At 59.4% G+C, this 17,374-nt stretch carries 26 protein-coding genes; 10 read left to right on the top strand and 16 right to left on the bottom strand.

What is annotated here, in order from left to right:
- Positions 1-19 precede the first annotated feature (19 nt).
- A complete protein-coding gene (gene parC, locus BVL55_RS05320) occupies positions 20-2,293 on the top strand; it encodes a DNA topoisomerase IV subunit A (protein ID WP_075996034.1) in 2,274 nt (757 codons plus the stop codon).
- 77 nt (positions 2,294-2,370) lie between these two features.
- Here the strand turns inward: parC and BVL55_RS05325 are convergent, their stop codons facing one another.
- Positions 2,371-2,760 (bottom strand): MerR family transcriptional regulator, encoded by a 390-nt coding sequence (locus BVL55_RS05325; RefSeq protein WP_075996035.1) that lies wholly within the window; start codon positions 2,758-2,760, stop codon positions 2,371-2,373.
- A 63-nt stretch (positions 2,761-2,823) separates the two neighbouring features.
- Here BVL55_RS05325 and merF point away from each other — a divergent pair, with 63 nt between their 5' ends.
- Both merF and BVL55_RS17175 read left to right on the top strand, forming a co-directional pair.
- Positions 2,824-3,036, top strand: a complete 213-nt coding sequence (merF, locus tag BVL55_RS05330) for a mercury resistance system transport protein MerF (RefSeq protein WP_075996036.1) — start codon at positions 2,824-2,826, stop codon at positions 3,034-3,036.
- A gap of 53 nt (positions 3,037-3,089) precedes the next feature.
- Positions 3,090-3,236, top strand: a complete 147-nt coding sequence (locus BVL55_RS17175; RefSeq protein ID WP_280161834.1) for a GDCCVxC domain-containing (seleno)protein — start codon at positions 3,090-3,092, stop codon at positions 3,234-3,236.
- On the opposite strand, the gene BVL55_RS16710 is transcribed toward BVL55_RS17175, so the two are convergent.
- Entirely contained in the window at positions 3,209-3,448 is a 240-nt protein-coding gene (locus tag BVL55_RS16710; RefSeq protein WP_162841419.1) for a hypothetical protein, read from the bottom strand. The two genes, BVL55_RS17175 and BVL55_RS16710, sit on opposite strands and share 28 nt — an antisense overlap.
- Between BVL55_RS16710 and BVL55_RS05340 the strand changes: the two genes are divergently transcribed.
- From BVL55_RS05340 to BVL55_RS05350, 3 genes are all read left to right on the top strand, one after another.
- The gene (locus tag BVL55_RS05340; protein WP_244530595.1) at positions 3,447-4,535 is read left to right on the top strand and encodes an agmatine deiminase family protein; all 1,089 of its coding nucleotides are present in this window, start codon (positions 3,447-3,449) and stop codon (positions 4,533-4,535) included. The genes BVL55_RS16710 and BVL55_RS05340 overlap by 2 nt on opposite strands.
- 80 nt (positions 4,536-4,615) lie before the next feature.
- Positions 4,616-4,870 carry a type II toxin-antitoxin system Phd/YefM family antitoxin gene (locus BVL55_RS05345; protein ID WP_075996039.1) on the top strand — a complete coding sequence of 85 codons (255 nt, stop codon included), beginning with the start codon at positions 4,616-4,618 and terminating at the stop codon, positions 4,868-4,870.
- A 5-nt stretch (positions 4,871-4,875) separates the two neighbouring features.
- Entirely contained in the window at positions 4,876-5,130 is a 255-nt protein-coding gene (locus BVL55_RS05350; protein ID WP_075996040.1) for a Txe/YoeB family addiction module toxin, read from the top strand.
- A 19-nt stretch (positions 5,131-5,149) separates the two neighbouring features.
- On the opposite strand, the gene BVL55_RS05355 is transcribed toward BVL55_RS05350, so the two are convergent.
- The 4 genes from BVL55_RS05355 to BVL55_RS05370 all read right to left on the bottom strand — a co-directional run bounded on the left by BVL55_RS05355 (position 5,150) and on the right by BVL55_RS05370 (position 7,120).
- The gene (locus BVL55_RS05355; protein WP_075996041.1) at positions 5,150-5,461 is read right to left on the bottom strand and encodes a YciI family protein; all 312 of its coding nucleotides are present in this window, start codon (positions 5,459-5,461) and stop codon (positions 5,150-5,152) included.
- A 57-nt stretch (positions 5,462-5,518) separates the two neighbouring features.
- On the bottom strand, positions 5,519-5,947 hold the full coding sequence (locus BVL55_RS05360) for an SRPBCC family protein (protein ID WP_075996042.1): 429 nt from the start codon (positions 5,945-5,947) through the stop codon (positions 5,519-5,521).
- The gene (locus tag BVL55_RS05365) at positions 5,944-6,270 is read right to left on the bottom strand and encodes an ArsR/SmtB family transcription factor (protein WP_075996043.1); all 327 of its coding nucleotides are present in this window, start codon (positions 6,268-6,270) and stop codon (positions 5,944-5,946) included. Before BVL55_RS05365 ends, BVL55_RS05360 begins: the two co-directional genes overlap by 4 nt.
- Positions 6,271-6,352: 82 nt before the next feature.
- Positions 6,353-7,120, bottom strand: a complete 768-nt coding sequence (locus BVL55_RS05370) for a YHYH protein (RefSeq protein WP_244530596.1) — start codon at positions 7,118-7,120, stop codon at positions 6,353-6,355.
- 123 nt (positions 7,121-7,243) lie between these two features.
- Between BVL55_RS05370 and BVL55_RS16395 the strand changes: the two genes are divergently transcribed.
- Complete coding sequence (locus BVL55_RS16395; protein ID WP_156892426.1) at positions 7,244-7,414, top strand: hypothetical protein; 171 nt, start codon at positions 7,244-7,246, stop codon at positions 7,412-7,414.
- Between the two features lie 9 nt (positions 7,415-7,423).
- Complete coding sequence (locus BVL55_RS05375) at positions 7,424-8,062, top strand: glutathione S-transferase family protein (protein WP_075996045.1); 639 nt, start codon at positions 7,424-7,426, stop codon at positions 8,060-8,062.
- 27 nt (positions 8,063-8,089) lie between these two features.
- On the opposite strand, the gene BVL55_RS05380 is transcribed toward BVL55_RS05375, so the two are convergent.
- The 10 genes from BVL55_RS05380 to hemB form a co-directional block, all read right to left on the bottom strand.
- A complete protein-coding gene (locus tag BVL55_RS05380; RefSeq protein ID WP_075996046.1) occupies positions 8,090-8,983 on the bottom strand; it encodes a DMT family transporter in 894 nt (297 codons plus the stop codon).
- 118 nt (positions 8,984-9,101) lie between these two features.
- Positions 9,102-9,854: an arginyltransferase gene (locus tag BVL55_RS05385; RefSeq protein WP_075996047.1), complete on the bottom strand. Its 753-nt coding sequence runs from the start codon at positions 9,852-9,854 to the stop codon at positions 9,102-9,104.
- Complete coding sequence (locus BVL55_RS05390; RefSeq protein WP_075996048.1) at positions 9,851-11,647, bottom strand: SLC13 family permease; 1,797 nt, start codon at positions 11,645-11,647, stop codon at positions 9,851-9,853. The genes BVL55_RS05385 and BVL55_RS05390 overlap by 4 nt, the downstream gene beginning before the upstream one ends.
- 166 nt (positions 11,648-11,813) lie before the next feature.
- Positions 11,814-12,302 (bottom strand): RDD family protein, encoded by a 489-nt coding sequence (locus BVL55_RS05395; RefSeq protein ID WP_075996049.1) that lies wholly within the window; start codon positions 12,300-12,302, stop codon positions 11,814-11,816.
- Between the two features lie 66 nt (positions 12,303-12,368).
- Complete coding sequence (gene msrB, locus BVL55_RS05400; protein WP_075996050.1) at positions 12,369-12,881, bottom strand: peptide-methionine (R)-S-oxide reductase MsrB; 513 nt, start codon at positions 12,879-12,881, stop codon at positions 12,369-12,371.
- 128 nt (positions 12,882-13,009) lie between these two features.
- Positions 13,010-13,546: a fasciclin domain-containing protein gene (locus BVL55_RS05405; protein WP_075997930.1), complete on the bottom strand. Its 537-nt coding sequence runs from the start codon at positions 13,544-13,546 to the stop codon at positions 13,010-13,012.
- Positions 13,547-13,925: 379 nt separating this feature from the next.
- Positions 13,926-14,264, bottom strand: a complete 339-nt coding sequence (locus tag BVL55_RS05410; protein WP_075996051.1) for a helix-turn-helix transcriptional regulator — start codon at positions 14,262-14,264, stop codon at positions 13,926-13,928.
- 9 nt (positions 14,265-14,273) lie between these two features.
- A complete protein-coding gene (locus BVL55_RS05415) occupies positions 14,274-14,564 on the bottom strand; it encodes a type II toxin-antitoxin system RelE family toxin (protein ID WP_342097955.1) in 291 nt (96 codons plus the stop codon).
- Between the two features lie 29 nt (positions 14,565-14,593).
- Entirely contained in the window at positions 14,594-14,932 is a 339-nt protein-coding gene (locus BVL55_RS05420; protein WP_075996053.1) for a cupin domain-containing protein, read from the bottom strand.
- Positions 14,929-15,942, bottom strand: coding sequence for a porphobilinogen synthase (hemB, locus tag BVL55_RS05425; RefSeq protein ID WP_075997931.1), 1,014 nt, complete (start codon positions 15,940-15,942; stop codon positions 14,929-14,931). The genes BVL55_RS05420 and hemB overlap by 4 nt, the downstream gene beginning before the upstream one ends.
- A gap of 226 nt (positions 15,943-16,168) precedes the next feature.
- Between hemB and BVL55_RS05430 the strand changes: the two genes are divergently transcribed.
- Together BVL55_RS05430 and ldtR are read left to right on the top strand one after the other, a co-directional pair.
- Positions 16,169-16,603 carry a DUF6163 family protein gene (locus BVL55_RS05430; protein WP_156892427.1) on the top strand — a complete coding sequence of 145 codons (435 nt, stop codon included), beginning with the start codon at positions 16,169-16,171 and terminating at the stop codon, positions 16,601-16,603.
- Between the two features lie 207 nt (positions 16,604-16,810).
- Positions 16,811-17,305 carry a transcriptional regulator LdtR gene (gene ldtR / locus BVL55_RS05435; RefSeq protein WP_075997932.1) on the top strand — a complete coding sequence of 165 codons (495 nt, stop codon included), beginning with the start codon at positions 16,811-16,813 and terminating at the stop codon, positions 17,303-17,305.
- The last annotated feature ends 69 nt before the right edge of the window (positions 17,306-17,374 follow it).

Consider the following 17,374-nt stretch of genomic DNA (forward strand, 5'->3'; position numbering starts at 1 on the left):
CGTCCAAAAGGTGCGGACTATGGGAAAAGACCTGCTTTCTCCCCCCGGTGGTGCCGATGGCGGCGGCGGAGATGATATCGAACTCATCGATCTGAAGAAGGCGCTGGAAGAGCGCTATCTTGCCTATGCGCTTTCGACCATCATGGGCCGGGCTCTGCCCGATGTGCGTGACGGGCTGAAACCGGTCCACCGCCGCATTCTGCATGCCATGCGCGTGCTCAAGCTCGATCCCAATACCGGCTACAAGAAATGCGCCCGCATCGTCGGCGATGTCATCGGTAAGTTCCACCCCCATGGCGATCAGGCCGTTTACGATGCGCTGGTGCGGCTCGCCCAGGACTTTGCGCAGCGCTATCCGCTGATCGACGGCCAGGGCAATTTCGGCAATATCGACGGGGACAACGCCGCCGCCTACCGCTACACCGAAGCGCGAATGACCGAGGTGGCGACCCTTCTGCTGGAGGGCATTGACGAGGACGCGGTCGATTTCCGCCTGACCTATAACGAGGAAGACAAGGAGCCGGTGGTTCTGCCCGGCGCCTTCCCGAACCTTCTGGCAAATGGTTCGTCCGGCATTGCCGTCGGCATGGCAACGTCCATCCCGCCCCACAATGCGGCCGAACTGTGCGAGGCGGCGCTGCACCTGATCAAGACGCCCAATGCGCGCGCTGAAACCCTGGTCGACATGGTGCAGGGGCCGGATTTTCCCACCGGCGGCGTGATCGTCGACGGCAAGGGCACGATCATCGAGGCCTACAAGAGCGGGCGGGGTTCTTTCCGCGTTCGTGCAAAATGGGAAAAGGAGGAAACCGGCCGGGGCGGCTATCGCATCGTCGTCACCGAAATTCCCTATCAGGTGCAGAAGTCTCGGCTGATCGAGAAGATCGCCGAACTGCTGATCAACCGCAAACTGCCGATGCTGGAGGACATTCGCGATGAGAGCGCGGAAGACGTGCGCATCGTGCTGGAGCCCAAGAGCCGCTCTGTCGACCCCGACCTGCTGATGGAATCCCTGTTCAAGGTTACCGACCTTGAAAGCCGCTTTTCCATGAACATGAACGTGCTTTCCGGCGGCAAGGTGCCGCGTGTGCTGGGGCTGAAGGAAGTCCTGCGCGAGTGGCTCGACCACCGCCGCGACGTGCTGGTGCGGCGTTCGAAATTCCGCCTTGCCCAGATCGAGAAACGCCTCGAAATCCTTGACGGCCTGCTGATCGCCTATCTCAACATCGACGAGGTGATCCGCATCATCCGTTTCGAGGATGAGCCCAAGCAGAAGCTGATCGCCAGGTTCGAGCTGACCGAGACCCAGGTCGAGGCGATCCTCAACATGCGGCTGAGGGCTCTTGCTAAGCTGCAGGAGATCGAGATCCGGCGCGAGCACGGCGAACTGACGGAGGAAAAAACACAGATCGAGGCGATCCTGGCCGATGAGGACCGGCAGTGGAAAATCCTCGCCAATGACATCGGCGAAATCAAGAAGAAGTTCGGCAAGAACACAGACCTTGGCCGCCGCCGCACCCGGTTTGCCGAGGCCAAGGAAATCGATCTGGAAGCCGTCCAGCAGGCGATGATCGAAAAGGAGCCGATCACCGTCGTCATCTCCGAAAAGGGGTGGATCCGCGCCATGCGCGGCCATGTGGCAGATTTTTCCACCTTTGCCTTCAAGGAGGGTGACCGGCTGAAAATTGCGTTCCATGCAGACAGCCACGACAAGATCGTGCTGTTTACCACCAACGGCAAGTTCTTCACCCTTGGCGGCGACAAACTGCCCGGGGGCAGGGGCCATGGCGAACCGGTGCGCGTGATGATCGAGATGGAAAACGATGCCGACATCGTCGCCGCCTTCCGCCACGATCCCGGGGGCAGGCTGCTGCTGGCCTCACGCGCCGGCAACGGCTTTACCGTGCAGCAGGCCGACATCATCGCCAATACCCGCAAGGGCAAACAGGTCATGAACGTCAAACTGCCCGACGAGGCGCTGCTGTGTGTTCCGGTAGCCGACGATGACGACCATTTGGCGGTGGTCGGCGAGAACCGCAAGATGATCCTCTTTCCCCTCGAACAATTGCCGGAGATGACCCGCGGCAAGGGCGTCAGGCTTCAAAAATACAAGGATGGCGGTGCGAAGGATGCCCGCCCCTTCAGGCTCGAAGACGGGCTTTCCTGGACCGATTCAGCCGGCCGCACCTTTACCAGGACGAAGGACGATCTTGCCGAATATCTCGGCGAGCGCGCACAGGCCGGCCGCATGGTGCCCAAGGGTTTTCCCAAAAACGGCAGATTTTCAGGCTGATTTACCCTGAAGGCGGCCGGATTTCCGGCATCTTTTCGCATCACCGTGAATGTTGCCAAGCGCATTAAGCTGGCCAGTCAATCTGCCAGAAGTTCATCAATGATCGGGCAGTTTCGATCGTTTTCTTCACACTGAACAATCAAATTCTGCAATGCGGTTTCCATCCGCCCAAGCTCAACGATTTTCCTCCGGACCACAGAAAGATGATCGGTGGCAATGCTCCGTGCGCTTGCGCAGTTGAGCTTCTTCTTGCCAGCCAATCCCAACAGTGATTTGGCCTCGCAAATTGGCAGTCCCAATTCGCGGCATCGCTTGATGAACCGGAGGCGGTCAATATCTGCCTTTGAGTAGATCCGCCGGCCAGACACTGTACGCTCAGGTTTGGGAACAACCCCCTCGCGTTCATAATAGCGAATGGTCTCAATGTTTACGCCACTCAGTTCGGCTGCTTTTCCAATCGCCAGCATCGGACATCCCTCTTGATCCTGTAGTCACTACAGATTGTATACTGAGACCGGAAACTGGCAAGCATGGAGACAAGTTTGGGAAACAGGCTGCTCAAAACCGGCGTTGCCGGGACACTCGTGACCGCCTTGTGCTGCTTTACACCAATTCTGGTTTGGCTTCTCACGGCAATCGGGCTTGCTGGAATAATAGGCTATCTGGATATCGTTTTGTTCCCTGCTTTGGGCGTGTTTGTTCTTGTTACAGGATATGCATTTTGGCGACGTCAGACCCGGTAACACTTCAGTCGGAAATCACGTGTCCCGATTGCGGTCACACCGAGTTGGAGACCATGCCAACAGACGCTTGCCAGTGGTTTTATGACTGCAAAGGGTGCGGTAAATTGCTGAAACCAAAACCCGGAGATTGTTGCGTCTTTTGTTCATACGGAACGGTTGCCTGTCCGCCGATTCAGGAAGGCAATTCGTGCTGCAGCTGATGTCCTTGATAGCCTGCAATCCGCCATTCCAGCCTGCCGCCCAACGGTGTTCCCGAAAAAGACGAGTTTTCGGTGTGATTGCTTTTCCTGCCGTTCGGGGAAATGATGGCGCGATGGTTCACCGGGTCAGGCAATTGCATGAAGACCGACCGAAGGACGTTTAACCATGGGCTTGCTGCTTGTGCGCTTGCTGGGTTTTCCGGTTCCGCCATGGCCGCTTCCGGCATGAGCAACCCGATGGCGCTCGGCTTTCGCCAGCCCGAGGAAGCAGACCCCCATGAGCGCACCTTCATGCAGTGGCCGAACGCCCTTGAGGTCTACAAGAATCGGGATGACCTTGAAGCGGTACAGGAAAAAATTGCGCTGATCGCCGATACGATCGCCCGGTATGAACCCGTCGTCATGCTGGCGGATGCCGGACTGCATGATGAAATCGGTTATTGGCTGTCGTCAAAAGACATCGAACTGTGGGATGTGGCCACCGAAGATTTGTGGTGCCGGGATGCAGGGCCGCTGTTTCTGCTCAACGGCAGGGACGAACTTGCCGCCGCCAACCTGAACTTCAATGGCTGGGGCCAAAAGCAGAAGCACGACAGGGATGGAAGGGTGGCGCAAACCCTGCTTGAAAAAATGGGCGTGCACGAATTCAACACCGGTGTCGTGGGGGAGCCGGGCGGCATCGAATTCGACGGGGAGGGTACGTTGATCGCCCATGAATCCTCCTGGCTCAATCCGAACCGGAACAGCGCCTCCCGCGATGTGGTCACCCGGCAGCTCAAACTGGCCTATGGTGCACAAAAACTGATCTGGGCAAAGGGCGTCTATGGTCAGGACATTACCGATTACCACATCGATGCCCTGGCGCGGTTTGTCGAACCGGGCGTGATCCTCATTCAATTGCCCGATGAAATCGATCCGGCTGATCCCTGGTCGGCAGCAGCATGGAACACATACCGGATTTTGAAGGACGCGGTGGACCATGCAGGCCGGAAATTCGAGATCGTGGTCATTCCCGAACCGCTTCAGGTTCGCTCGGCCTATCCTGATTTCGTCGCTTCCTACGTGAACTATTATCTATGCAACGGCGCCGTGATTGCCGCCGAATTCGGTGATGACAAGGCGGATGCCATTGCGGCCAAAACCCTTGGCGAACTATATCCCGGCCGCGAAATCGTCCTGCTCAACGTGGATGCCATCGGCGAAGCGGGGGGCGGCATTCATTGCGCCACCCAGCAGCAGCCCGCATCGGCAGGCATCTGGACGGGGACGATAAATACAGGCATCAGGCGCGCGCGTTAAGTGAAACGTGCGCGCTTGCGGCGGATGGCCGGTTTAAGCATAGACTTGCATGAGCGTACGCAATAACGTACATTGCTGCCATGAACAGCACCTCGATCACAGAATTGCGCAAGCGCCTCGCCGAGATGGTTGACCGGGTAACCGGCGATCATGAACCGCTTCTCATTACCCGGGAAGGCGGCAAGCCTTCAGCCGTGCTGATGTCGCTTGAGGATTTCGCTTCTTATGAAGAAACTCAATATTTGCTGAAGTCGCCTGAAAATGCCCGCCGCCTCGCTGAAAGCATCGGAGGGCTTTCGAAAGGCGAAGGCGAAGTACGCGAATTGGCCGAGTAGGCCAGGTGCAGATTGTCTTCAGCCCGCAGGCTTGGGAAGACTATCTTTATTGGCAGTCGAAAGACCGCAAGCGTCTTGAGCGCATCAATGCCCTTATCCGTGAATGTACCAGGACGCCCTACAGGGGGACCGGCAAGCCGGAGCCCTTGCGCGGCCCTCTGAGCGGCTGGTGGTCGCGCCGCATCGACCGCGAACACCGGCTGGTCTATCGTGCGGAAAAGGACGATTTGCTGATTGCCCAATGCCGCTATCACTATTGAGGTTCGCGCGCTCCCGGCCCTACATCTCCATGGCTTCGGCCACTTCCACGGTTCCCCCGGCGTCCAGAATGGGGCAGCCTTTGGCGATATCACAGGCAGCACCGATATCGGCCGCGTTGACCAGCGAATAGCCGGAAAGGGGGTTCGACCCGCCATTGTCCTCAACGCCCGATGCGGTGACGGTCTTCGACATGCCTACCGGATTGCCCCCATCGGCAACGGCATCGCCCAGCCCGCCCAGCCAGCTTTCCCAGGCGGCCATGACCTTGGCGCCCTCTTCTTGCGTCTCCGGCATTTTGCCCCCGTGATAGGCGAATACGAATTTGGGCATGCTCTCCTCCTTCAGTTCGGGTTGGGTATTTACTTGTTGCAGTTCAGTTTGTGCAGTTCAGGCCATGCGTTCCAGCTTTTTCAGTGCCGAGGTCCAGCCCATATTGTGGTTGGTGGCGCTTTCCTCATCGGCAAGGCCGCTGTGAAGCAGTGTGAACACGCTGCCTCCGGCGCCGTCCGCTGTAACCTCAAAGCGCACGGTGCTTTCGTGCCCGCGCTCGTCGTTTTCGTCGTGCCAGCCCCAGGTGAACTCCACCGCCTTTGGCGGGTCCACGGCAATGACCTTTCCGGAAACCTTGTAGCGCTTTCCCTCGGCATTCACCATCACCGACCACCACGGGCCGGGCCTGGTGAAATCCATCTCGTATTCCGGAACGCCCATGCCTTCCGGTCCCCACCATTCCAGCAGGTGCTCGGTACGGGTCACGTAGTTGAACACCGTTTCCGGGTCACGGGCAAATTTGCGTTCAATCCTCAGATCGGTCATTTGCGCTGTACCTCTCTCATTATTGCGGCTTCCAGCCGGTCAAGGCTGGCTTCCCAGAACTCCCGGTGGCTCATCGTCCAGGCGCTGATCGCCTGCACGGCTTCCGGGCGAACGGAGTAAAACCGCCGCTGCTTTTCAATTCTCCGATCAACAATTCCCGCCTGCCGCAGCACCTTCAGGTGCCGCGAAATGGCCGGCGGGGAAACCGAAGCGCTGTCCTGAAGATCTCCAGCGCTCAATTCCCCCTCGCCAAGCAGGCGCTCGACAATGGCAAACCGGACAGGATCGCCCAGAGCCGAAAACGTGCTGACAAGTTGCTGCATTCTTTATTCCCATATTTGTTAATTAACAAACATGTTAATCAAGGAATGTCAACCGGCCATTGCTTCGTCTTGCAAAAAAGAACTAGCGAAACGCCTTTGCCTGGGTGCCATAAAGACAGCGTGGGAAATAGGGGAACTCGGCCGTGGCAAAGTAGACATACTTGCCGTTCAGCATGCCGCCATTACAGGCATCCAGCGTGCCGCTGCCGCCTGTATATTGATAGTCTTCCACGAAAGAGCCATCATAGCGGCCACCTGGGTTGCCTCCGCCGGAGGGCCGTTTTCCGGGTTTAAGCCTGTAGCCGGATTTCACTCGCCCGCCCGCATGGTGGATTTCAAAGCCGTCCGCTGCATAGCCGATCAGCGTTCCCTGTTTTGCAGCACCAAGGCCCGATGGCATGCCGTGATAATGGTACAGGCCGCGACGGTCCACATGCGCCTTGTTTTGATCAAGCCCGAATTTGTTGCCGGGACCCATCGGTTCGAGCCGCCAGCCTGAAGCACAGTTGCGCGAAAAGCCGCGCGGGCTCGACGGGTCCCAGCAATCGGCGGCCTCTGGCCGGATCATCACACCGTTCAGTGCTATGCCGATTCCGCCACGGTCGATCCAGCGCGGCTGCGATGCCTTCTTGGGATTGGAGGGAACGCAGACGCGAATACGCTGGGCGGACACCGCATGGGGATTGCCGCGGTTGGGAAACCGGCCCATGGCGTGGTTGGGCAAGCCGTTGGAAGCAATACAGATCTGACCGGCATTTTTCGATATCCGTGCATTGTTGGCGGCAATGCTGGCGGTAGCGGAGGCAGCGCACAGTGCGGTTGCCAGGATCAGGGTTGTTTTGTGTCGCATGAAAATCATCCCGTTTGCGTGTTGACTGCCCCGCCGCGAGAATGGAGAACCCCACATGACCGGAAGATTACCGGCGAATGAATTTCATGTCATGAAAGGGTGGCGAATGATCGGGGTATGGTCATGAACGACGCGTTCTTCGTGAAATTGGGCTGGTGGCTTTTCGTCGTTTCCGCCTGTTTCTTCATCTGGGCAGCCTGGCGGGCAGGCGACGGTGTGGCACTGGCGGGAGCTTTCGCCTTTCTGGCCGCCAACATCGCCTTCATGATCCCCGTCTACTGGCATCGCAAATAGGGACCTTTCATGCGGCTTTTTATCGGCAACAAGAACTATTCCTCATGGTCGTTGCGGCCATGGATCGCCATGAAGGCAAAGGGCATCGAATTTGAGGAGGTGCTCGTTCCCTTCGACGATGAAGGCGGCAATCCTGAGTTCAGGGAGTTCTCGCCGAGCGGCAAGGTGCCGACCCTCGTGGATGGCGATCTGACCATCTGGGAATCCCTTGCCATTTTGGAATATCTTTCAGACCGCTTCCCCGACAAGGCCCTCTGGCCGCAGGATATCGCCGTGCGGGCCAGAGCCCGGGCCGTGGCAAACGAAATGCATGGCGGTTTTGGCGGCTTGCGGTCGCAATGCCCGATGAACATGCGCCGTAAAGTGCGCGCCATCGGCGTAACCGGTGCCGTGCGCCGGGATGTCGCCCGCATCGAAACGCTCTGGGACGGCTGCCTTGCAGCCTCGGGCGGGCCGTTCCTGTTTGGCGAATTCTGCAATGCCGATGCCATGTTCGCGCCGGTGGTCAACCGATTGGAAACATACGCACTGTCGGACCATGAGGCCGTTGCGGCCTATACCGGCGCCATGAAGGCACTGCCTGCCTGGATCGAATGGGAAAGGGCGGCGATTGCCGAACCCTGGATCGTGCCCGCCGACGAAGCCTGAACGGGCCTCAACGCCACCCTGTCCGCCTCATGCCGGCAGCTCGACTTGCTTGACCCGCGGCCCCGGTCTGCGCAGTTTCCACAGCGTGTGGCCGGCAATGGCGGCCAGCACGATCGCCCCGCCGGCCATCGTTTCCCGGGTCATTTTTTCGCCGAAGAACCACCAGACCCAAAGTGGCGCGAGGACGGTTTCCAGCAGATAGAAGATCGCCGCCTGCGGCGCGGGAATAAAGCGCGGCGCCATGGCAAGGCAGATGGCGGCAATGGGCACCAGCAGGGCGCCATTGACGATCAGCCAGCCCCAGCTTTCCGGCGGGCTGTAATGGGTGATCACCATCGGCAGGACATAGGCAGCGGAAATCAATCCGCCAAGTCCCGGCGCGAGCGACATGTCGGCGCCCGACTTTCGTGACAATGTCAGGGCCAGCGCCAGGGTGACGGCAGCTCCCAGCGCGAAGAAATCGCCAAACCAGGTGCCGGCCTGCAACCCGCCGCCGACAATGATCGCCACCCCGGCCATGGTCGCGGCAATGGCGATCCAGGTCGAGAGCTTCGGCTTTTCCCCGATCAGCCACCACGACAGCACCGCCGCCAGCAGCGGGTTGAAGGCCAGGATGAAAACCAGATTGGCAGCGGACGTATTGAACACGCTGGTGGTAAAACAGATTTGCGAAAGGCCGTAGATGATGCCGACCTGGACCCAGGTGATGTTGGCGAAGGGGTTTTGCGGCGTGCCGTGGAAACGGCGGAAGTAGCGCCAAATGACAAGGTAAAGCGGCAGAGGCACCAGGGAGCGTGCGGCCAGCAGCAGCCACGGATCGGTGCCGGCTGCGCGGATCACCGGCACGTCGAAGGAAATGACCAGCCCGCCGACAAGGCCGAGCAGAATGCCCGCCGTCTGATAGGTCCTGATCGCCGTCATGAATTGCCTGCCGTCCGTTCGAAAAGAAGACTGGCTTTACACGCAATCGCCTGCGGGTTCCAGCATGCTGAAGGGCAATCGCGGAGAGAAAACGGGGCTCAGCACAGGGAAGGGTGGTTCAGCCTTTTTCAGCCATCCGCCACCCGTTCATCGTCAGGTGCTCCTGCGGCATGAAGCGGGTCTTGTAGTCCATCTTCGGCGAACCTTCCACCCAGTAGCCGAGATAGACGTAGGGCAGGCCGCGCTTGCGCGCGCGCTGGATATGATCCTGGATCATGAACGTGCCAAGGCTGCGGTCCGATTCGAAGGGATCGAAAAAGCTGTAGACCATGGACAGCCCGTTCGACAGGATGTCGGTCAGCGCCACGGCGACGAGCTGGCCTTCCTGCCGGCCGGTAATGCCGTCATCGGGCAACCGCTTCCGGTACTCGATCAGCATGGTATTGACGTGGGTATCCTCCACCATCATGGCATAGTCGAGCGCCGTCATGTCGACCATGCCGCCGTCCCAGTGGCGGGCGTCGAGATAGGCACGGAATACCGAAAACTGCTCGGATGTGGGTGCTGGCGGCAGTTCCCGGCTGATGATGTCCTTGTTTCTTGCCTGATTGCGTCTCAGGCTGCGGCCGGCCTTGTGGGAATCGACAAGCACCCGTGTGGAAACACAGGCCCTGCAGCCCTCGCAGGCGGGCCGGTAGGCGATGTTCTGTGACCGGCGGAAGCCGCCATGGGTCAGCATGTCGTTTACCTGTCCGGCCTTCTCGCCAACCAGATGGGTAAAGACCTTGCGCTCCTGCCGGCCCGGCAAATACGGGCAGGGCTGCGGCGCAGTCAGGTAAAACTGGGGAGTGTCAAGCGAGTGCTTCGTCATAGTCCGTAGTACCAGGGCCCGACGAAAGAGTAGGTGAGCCACATCAAAATGACAAGCGGTGTCCCCGCCTTGATGAAATCGGAAAACCGGTAGTGGCCGGGGCCCATGACGAGCAGGTTTGTCTGGTAGCCGACCGGGGTCGCAAACGAACAGTTGGCGGCAAAGATCACCGCGCTGATAAAGGCTTCCGGCGGCGCGCCGATGCCCTGGGCGATCTTGACGGCGATCGGCGTGAACAGCACCGCCGTTGCGTTGTTTGACAGAAAGTTGGTGAGCAGGGCAATGGCCAGGAAAAAGGCCGACAGCACGACCCAGGTGGGACTGCCCTCAAACAGCGCCACCACAGAATTGGCGATATGGGCCGCCCCGCCGGTCTTTTCCAGCGCCACCGCGCCGGCAAGCGCTGCGGCCACCAGCATGAAGATTCGGCTGTCGACGGTGCGCATCGCCTGGCGCACGTTGAGGCAGCGCGTTGCGATCATCGCCAGTACGCCAAGCACGGAGGCCACCATGATCGGCAGCATCCCGGTGGAGGCCATCGCAACGATGGCAAGGAAGATGAAGATTGCCCGCGGCGCAAAACGGCGCAGGGGCACTGCTGCCGCCGACCATTCCAGCAGCAGCAGGTCGCGGCTTGCGCGCAGCCGGGATATTGCCTCCATCGTGCCGCCCACCAGCAGCGTGTCGCCCGGCTCCAGCCGGATTTCGCGGAATTCGCGATGCTGCATGCGCCGCGTGCGCTGCACGCCCATCACGATCACGCCCTCGATGAAGCGGATATTGGCGCCCTGTACGGTGCGGCCCACATAGCGCGAACCGGGCGAGACGATCGCCTCGGCAAGGTGAAAATCCGGTTCAATCTCCTTTTCCGCGGATGGTTCAGCGTCCCGGGGGTGGGAGGGCACATTGGCCGAACCGGTGGAAAGCGCCTTGGTCAGGGATGCCCGCGTGGCGGCCACGATGACGATGTCGCCTTCCGACAGAACCAGCTCCTCAAACGGCGGACGGATGGGGATGGCCCGGCGCACCACCATCATTACCGTCATGTCCTCAAGCTGGGGAAACAGTCCCAGCCGCGACTGAATGCCAAGCAGGGGATGGTTGGGCGTAATCTCGATCTGGGAGACGAATTGCCGTCCGGTTCCCGGTTTGAACTGGTCGATCAGCCCCGAGCGCTTGCGCAGGATCAGGGGCATCACGAAGATGATGTACAGCGCCCCGGCGGCCGCCAGCATCAGGCCGGGTACGGTGAAATCGAAAAAACCGATGTCGAACCCTTCCTTGCCGGCAACATCGGCCACCAGCAGGTTGGTCGACGAGCCGATCAGCGTCGTCATGCCGCCCAGAATGCAGATATAGGAGAGCGGCATCAGCCCCTTTGCCGCGTCAAAATTGCGCTGGGCGGCAATCGCCGTCATGACGGGGATGAACATCACCACCACCGGCGTATTGTTGAGAAAGGCCGAAATCGCGCCCGCCGCCCCCAGCAGCACCAGCAGGGTGCGCGTGATGCCCGTACCGCTGATGCGCGCCAAAATCCGGGTCGGCGTGTCCAGTGCATCGGTGTTGAACAGCGCCTGGCCGATCATCAGCAGGCTCAAGACGGTAATCAGCGCAGGATTGGCAAAGCCCATCACCAGATCATGATAGGTAACGCCCGCCGCATCGCCCGGCGCGACGGAAAACAGCAGCAGAAACGCCGCCAGCGTTGCCAGCGCCGTCGCCTCGATCGACCATTTTTCAAGTGCAAAGCCGATCACCGAAAAGGCGATGATCGCATAGGTCGCCCACATCAGGAACGGGTCAGGTGATATCGTGCCGCCTCCAGTCCTGCACGCCTGTTGCCGTTACAGGCCCGCCAATTACGGGATAATGCGTCCCGCAGCCAAGAGTGGGCGCATTTCCGAGCAATTTTCAAGGATTATCTTGGTACGCCCGATTGCGTTTCTGCCGGCTGGGTTAGCCGATATCAGAGCGCATCACGGATGTACCCAGCAGGATGTCCTGTACCAGGCGCTTGCGCTCGGACATGAGTGCCACGGCCAGCAGAAGGGGCGTCAGGGTGATGTGGGCAACCCAGAAAATCACCCCGTGCAGGACGGCGAGGAAGAAATCAACCGGCTGGCTGTCGTCGCGTTCGATGCGGATGGAAAAGAACTGCATGCCGGGCGTTGCCTGGGCTGGCCCGCCCATGGTCGAGCCCACATAGGCCATGGCGACCAGCGGTGCCAGCACGAAATAAAGCAGCCATCCAAGGCCAAAGGTCAGAATGCCGATGAAGAAAACCGCCACCATGGCAATCATGGTCAGTACCGCAACAATCAGATAGTCGACGATGAACGCCATGACGCGCCGTGTACGCACACCTTCAAGGCGCGGGGACGCGCCATAGCGGTCCATGCCGTCGTGTTCGATGGTATTATCTGCGGTGTGATCTGTCTGCTTCATGCTGATGGCTCCTTGGCGTTGATATAGGAACGCATGGAGGCATCGGCAAGTTCCGCCTGAATCTGCTTACGAGGCGCTTTCTGCCTGGGGTTTGAAGGTCAGCGCCACACCGTTAATGCAATGGCGCTCGCCGGTAGGGGCGGGACCATCGTTGAAGATGTGGCCGAGATGCCCGCCGCAGCGGCGGCAATGAACCTCTGTGCGCGGATAGATCAGCTTGAAATCGGTTCTGGTGCCGACGGCATCGGGCAGCGCCTCGTAAAAGCTCGGCCAGCCCGTGCCGCTGTCGAACTTGGTCTTTGAGGAATAAAGCGGCAGGTCACAGCCTGCGCAATGATAGGTGCCGGCGCGCTTTTCATCGTTGAGCGGGCTGGTAAAGGCGCGTTCTGTAGCTTCTTCGCGCAGAACCGCATACTGCGTCTCGGTAAGGATTTCCCGCCATTCAGCTTCCGTCCTTGTAATCTCGAAACTTTCGCTGGCAGCCTTTGCCGGGGTGCGGTTGCCGGACAAAAGCCATCCCAGCGTTCCAAGCGAAGCGGAACCAGCCAGGGCTGAAAAGATAATGTCGCGTCGTCTCATGACAGTCTCCAGTGTTTTTCCCGATGTAGTGCAGAAGCAGGTGTGAGGCCAATCAAACAGGTTCAACTTGCCGCGAGCGGGCCGGCGCGCCGCGGTGGGCTCACGCCGGCACACTGGGATCGCACTGCTTATTTCGGCAGCAACACGTCGTTGATCGAGTGAATGACGCCGTTCGACTGCATCACGTCGGCAATCTCCACTTTGGCGGCGCCGCCACTTTCATCGTAGATGTAGATGCTGCTGCCGCTTCTGGCAGCCGTCAGCGCATCGCCGCTTACCGCCTGCATGTTGTAGCGGCCGCCATGGGCGCTGATCTTTTTCGCCAGGTCTTCCGAGGTGATCTTCCCGGCCACCACATGGGCGGTCAGTACCTTGGTTAGGTCGGCCTTCATCTCCGGCTTTAACAGCGTATCCACCGTTCCTGCCGGCAGTTTTTCAAATGCCGCATTGGTTGGCGCGAACACCGTGAACGGGCCATCGCCCTGCAGCGTCTCGGCCAGACCGGCTGCCTTTACGGCGGCGACCAGCGTCGTGTGATCTTTCGAGTTCACCGCGTTCTCGACAATGTTCTTGTCGGGAAACATCGCTGCGCCGCCGACCATCGGATTACCGGTGGCCGAATGGCTGGCTGCCGCCGCCGGCCCGCTGGCGGTGAGGGGGATCATGGCCACGGCAAGCGCGGCAAGGGTGGTTTTCACGGAATGCCTCTTGGCATGCATGGGGATTCTCCCGTTTTGAGCGTTGGATTTAAGCGGTGCTGACCGCCGTCTTGTCAGGCAGACCGGTCATCGCGGTCTTGCTGGGGATTACGGGAGAAAGGGAAAATTGGTTTCGCCAAACGGCATGCCCAACACTTGAACAAATCGTGAGGCAAGCCCACGCTTGAAAATTCAAGGTGCTGCGCTAGCGCGAAGAAAAATGCACAAAAACAAATGCTTGGTTGGTTGCAATGAATGTGAATCAGAACTTGAGCCGGCCAGTCCTAATGCCGGATGACATATTTCCTGCCAGCGGACTTTGCCGCATTAAGATTCTTTTGCGGCCTCACGCCACCAGGTCATCAATGCTCACTTGAAGTGCATCCGCCAGTTTCTTCAGCGTTGCAACCGAACCGCTGCTGCGTCCTGCTTCGATATCGGCGATTTGCACCCGGTTGACACCGGATGCCTTTGCCAGCGACGACTGATTATAACCACGCCATTCGCGAAACACCGCAAGAGGGCTTTCACCGTTCAAAATCCGGTTTGCCGTTTCTGCCGGTATCAGTTCCTCTTCTCCCGAATCAAGGGCTGCCATGGTCCTGTCATATGCCTGCAGGTCGGCAAGGGTTTGGGCGGCTTCAAGCAACCGGTCATACTCTTCCTTGGAGATGGTGACGTTCATCTTGCACTCCTATCTGTATACCCCTCCGCGCGGGCCGATCTGCAATATCATCAATACGGCACCCTCATCGTTCATGATGACACGCCAATCACCGACCCTGAGCCGGATGGCGTTGCGGCCCTGCAGCGCGGTCACATTGTTGGCCACAGATTCCGGATCAGCGGCATATGACCCGATTTTCGAACGAATGAGATTTGCCGTGTTGTCCGGTATTTTTCTCAGGGTGCGCAGGGCACTTTTCGTGTAGGCAATCTGCCTCATGGCGAGACTGTAGTGAAATGCTACTATGTAGTCAATCACTACATCTCGTGGATGGCCAGGCCGCCAGCCTAAAGCCGGATGACATATTCCTTGCGGGTGGTCTCGACCACTTCCCAACTGCCGCTGAAGCCCGGCTGCAGCACAAAACTGTCGCCGGCGGTGACGGTACGGGCATTGCCATCGGCGTCGGTGATGATCGAGGTGCCGGACAGGATGTGGCAGAATTCCCACTCATCATACCGGATGCGCCACTTGCCGGGGGTCGATTGCCAAACCCCGCAGTAAAGCCCGTCGCGCTCTTCTGCGTTCCAGGTGGTAAAGACGGGATCGCCGCTGATAACCTTATCGGACGAAGGGCGTTCCGTTTCCCCGCTACCTGCCGCTGCAATATTAAGCCAGTGCTTCATTCCCGCCACCCCTTTTGGAGCAGTTCGGCGACCAGCGGCGCAAAATAGGTCAGCACGCCGTCGCAGCCTGCCCGCTTGAAGGCGAGCATTGCTTCCATCATGGCCTTGTCACGGTCGAGAAAGCCTTTCTCTGCACCGGCCATGATCATCGAATACTCGCCCGACACCTGATAGGCGAAGGTCGGCATGGCAAAGGCGTCCTTCACGCGGGCGACAATGTCGAGATAGGGCATGCCGGGCTTGACCATCAGCATGTCGGCGCCCTCGGCAATGTCGAGTTCGCATTCGCGCAGCGCGTCATCGCTGTTGGCCGGGTCCAGGTAATAGGTCTTCTTGTCGCCCTTCAACAGCCCCCCGGTGGAGACCGCCTCCCGGTAGGGGCCGTAAAACGCCGAGGCGAACTTGGTGGCATAGCTCATGATCGCAACGTCCTGATGGCCTGCGTCATCCAGCGCGTCGCGTATTGCGCCGATGCGTCCGTCCATCATTTCCGATGGTGCGATGATGTCGGCACCGGCATCGGCCTGTACGACCGCCGCCCTGGCGACCTGCTCCACCGTTTCATCGTTGAGGATGATGCCGTCGCGCAAAATACCGTCATGGCCATGGCTGGTGAACGGATCGAGCGCCACATCGGTGATGATGCCGACTTCCGGCACGGCGGCCTTCATCGCCCGTGTCGCCTCATTGACCACGCCTTTCGCATCGAGCACGGCAGAACCTGTTTCATCGCGCTTTTCCAGCGGGATATTGGCGAAGGTGGCGATCGCCGGAATGCCCAGGTCACGTGCCTTCTTTGCCGCATCGACCGCCTTGTCGGCGGTCAGGCGTTCAACCCCCGGCATGGCGGCGATGGGCTCGGTGCGGTTTTTCCCCTCGATCAGAAAGACCGGCCAGATCAGATCATCGCTCGTTACCCGGTTTTCGCGCACCATGCGCCGCGACCAGTCAAAGCGCCGGTTGCGCCGCAAGCGCCTGGAACCGGTAATCTCATCCACACTGCGTTTCATGACCTGCCCGTTTGTGCCATTGGTGTTCATGAAGGACCATCAGCCTCTCATAGCCGTGACAGGGGCCAATTTGCAATTGTTCATCTTGTCCCGCCGTGCTGTCCCGCTCATATAGTCCCGTATTGGCGTCTGCCCTTGCCCGCCGTCCCGCCAAAGGCTATCCAGCGCCAACCGGACGGTTTGAACATTTGAACCGTTGGAACAGGCGAGCGGCTGGAACACCGGCATGGAACTTGAGCTTTACCACCGCAAACGCGATCAGGGCCTGATCGGCGCCGCGCTTGTCGTCTTCAAGCGCATGGTGGCGCTGTTCCTCATCGTCTTTGCCCTTGGCTACTGGGCGCGCATTACCGGGCTTTGGCCCGGCAACGGCCTGCAGTTCGACACCATGCCCGAACACTGGCGCATCGCCTCCACCGTTCTGGCCGTCATGCTGCCGGTTTCCGCCCTCGGCCTTTGGGGCCAGTTTTCCTGGGGCACGATCTCCTGGCTGCTGACGGTGAGCATCGAGCTTGTCATGTATCTGGGCCTGCCCGAGCGTTTTGCCGGCGGGCGCGAGGTGGTCTGGTTCCATCTTGCTGCCATTATTGTCTATTTTGCCCTCAAGGCCCTTTCCCGGATGATCGGCGGCAGGCGCCGCATCCTGCCTTCGCGCTCATAGGGACCGCTTTGCCGACCCGCCTGTCGCCGTTCCGGCAGGCGGTGAAGAATTGATAACCCTGTTTCACCACGGGGCAGGGTGAAAGAAACCGTTAAGCCTGCGCTTTAAATAAAATTTGAGATGAAAGCGCTATGTTGCCTTCAGAGCCGGGGGAAACAATCCGGTCAAAACAACAATAAGAGGCATCAAATGACCATGACATCCGCAATGGTGGGAAAACGGATCGAGCCGGAAACCGAAGGCGACATCAAACAGGGCTATCTGGAAGCCCTGACGCTGGTGGAACGCCTGCACCGCCGCCTGCTCGACGTGATCAAGGACGAATTCGACCGCCAGGGCCGCAACGACATCAATGCCGTCCAGGCGCTGCTGCTGCACAATATCGGCAATTCGGAGCTGACCGCCGGCGAGTTGCGCACCCGCGGCTATTATCTGGGCTCCAACGTCTCCTATAACCTGAAGAAACTGGTCGACATGGGCCTGATCTCCCATCAGAAGAGCCGCGTCGACCGCCGCTCGGTCCGCGTCAGCCTGACCGATTCCGGCATGGAAGTTGCCGACATCGTCGAGGGGCTTTACCAGCGCCATATCGCCTCGATCGAAAAGGTCGGCGGGCTTTCCTATGGCGAATTCGAAAAGATGAACAAGGCCCTGCAGCGCCTCGAACGCTTCTGGACCGACCAGATCCTGTATCGGCTTTGAATCTCACAATTAGTCATCCTCGGCCTTGTGCCGAGGACCCAGAACCCCGGTTGAGAGACCGGGGTTTTT

Origin of the sequence: Salaquimonas pukyongi, assembly GCF_001953055.1 — a bacterium.
Taxonomy (GTDB): domain Bacteria; phylum Pseudomonadota; class Alphaproteobacteria; order Rhizobiales; family Rhizobiaceae; genus Salaquimonas; species Salaquimonas pukyongi.